Origin of the sequence: Paraburkholderia sp., assembly GCF_036488505.1 — a bacterium.
In the GTDB taxonomy this organism is placed as follows: domain Bacteria; phylum Pseudomonadota; class Gammaproteobacteria; order Burkholderiales; family Burkholderiaceae; genus Paraburkholderia.
This window is the reverse complement of record NZ_DASXHN010000085.1, coordinates 1-1829: the sequence shown is the minus strand read 5'-3', so window position 1 is coordinate 1829 and position 1829 is coordinate 1. Positions and strand designations below refer to the sequence as shown.

At 64.5% G+C, this 1829-nt stretch carries 2 protein-coding genes; one reads left to right on the top strand and one right to left on the bottom strand.

What is annotated here, in order from left to right:
* Positions 1-977: zinc-binding alcohol dehydrogenase family protein (locus VGH68_RS04680; protein WP_331602341.1), on the bottom strand; the 977-nt coding region annotated here is incomplete at its 3' end.
* Between the two features lie 126 nt (positions 978-1103).
* Here VGH68_RS04680 and VGH68_RS04675 point away from each other — a divergent pair.
* Positions 1104-1829, top strand: a 726-nt coding sequence (locus VGH68_RS04675; protein ID WP_331602339.1) for a LysR family transcriptional regulator, incomplete at its 3' end; no start/stop codon positions are given.

Genomic DNA, 1829 nt, shown 5'->3' with positions numbered 1-1829 from the left:
GCACGATTGCTCTCTATGAGCGCATGCGCGCGCCGCAGGTTCTCGGCGTTGATTGCCCCGAGATGCGTGCCGAGTGTCGTACGCAGCGTGCCCGCATCGATCAGCGCGGCGATGCGCTCGAGGATCTCATGCTGGCGGATCATATCCGGCGTCTCGAATAAAGATCGCGTGAACATGAGTTCCCAGTGCAGCGAGATCGCCTTCAATTTGAGCGGCATCGCGTCGAGCGTTTTCGGATCGTCGATGACACCAAGCTTGCCTTGCGGCGCGAGCACCTCGATGATCTGCGCATAGCGCGCTTCGGTATGCGTGAGGCTTGCGACATAGCGCACCTGCGTAACGCCGATCCGGCGCAACTCTTCTTCCAGCGGGCGCGTGTGATCGATGACGTCGTGCGCTCCAGACTCGCGAACCCACTCTTGCGTCTGCGGTCGCGATGCCGTGCCGATCACACGCAGCTTCGTCAGTTGCCGCGCGAGCTGAACAAGAATCGAGCCGACGCCGCCAGCCGCGCCGATGACCAGGAGCGCATCGCCGTCGCCCCCGCCCTCGGCAACGCAGAGGCGATCAAACAGCAGTTCCCAGGCCGTGACCGAAGTGAGCGGCAACGCGGCGGCACGCGCGTGATCGAGTGTGGCGGGTTGATGACCGGCGATGCGCTCGTCGACGACGCCGTACTCGGCGTAGGCGCCGGGGCGGGCGACCGAACCGGCGTAATACACGTCGTCGCCGGCCTTGAACAGCGTGACGGCCGCGCCGACGGCCTCGACCGTCCCGGCGGCATCCCACCCGAGCAAGCGCGGCGGGTCTCCGAGCATTCCCGCACGGACCTTGGTGTCGACGGGGTTCACTGCGATGGCGCGAATCTTCACGAGCAAATCGCGCGGCCCCGGCTCCGGCTTCGGCAATTCCGTTTCGTAGAGTGCGCTTGGATCTTCGATCGACAGCCCGTGCTGGTCATAAACGATAGCTTTCATCTGCGTCATTGGCGTGGTGTTCAAGGGCGAGCCGCTTTGGCGACACGGGCAATCTTTAATGATGCACTGCACAAGCAGCACGAAAAACGGGGAGAATCGGGTAAAACTTTCACTACAGGAATGAAAATGATCCGGTTTGACGACCTGACGCTGTTCGTGCGGACCGCCGCGCTCGGCAGCTTCTCGAACGCCGCCCGCGAAGCGGACCTGCTACCGGGCCAGGTCAGCGCGGCCATTCAGAGGCTCGAGCGCGAGCTCGACGTTCGTTTGTTCGCGCGCTCGACGCGCAGCCTGCGCCTTACTGCCCAAGGCGAGGAATATCTGCCGTACGCAAACGAGGTGCTCGCGACATTGCAGGAGGGGCGGGAGCGCCTGCGTGGCGAGGCGGATGCGCTGCAGGGGCTTTTGCAGATTACCGCGCCGTCGGATCTGGGCCGCAATGTTCTGCTGCCCTGGATCACTGCGTTTCGCGAGGCGCATCCGAAGCTGTCGGTGCGGCTCTTTTTGTCCGATCAACTGACCGACATGTTTCGCGATCCGGTCGAGATCGCCATCCGCTACGGCCGCGCCGATAACGCGAGCTACGTCGCGCTGCCGCTGGCCAGCGACAATCGGCGTGTGCTGGTGGCGTCGCCCGCCTATCTGCAACGGCATGGGCGGCCACGCACGCTGGACGAACTGGCAGGCCACCACTGCCTGCTCTATGTCTTGGGCGGTCGCGTGTACGACAAATGGGTGTTCCCCGTGGGGGGCGAGCTCCGCCAGGTGGCCGTCGCCGGGTCGCTCTTTTGCGACGACGCCGACGTGGCACGGCGCTGGGCGATCGAGGGCCAGGGGATTGCGTACAAATCG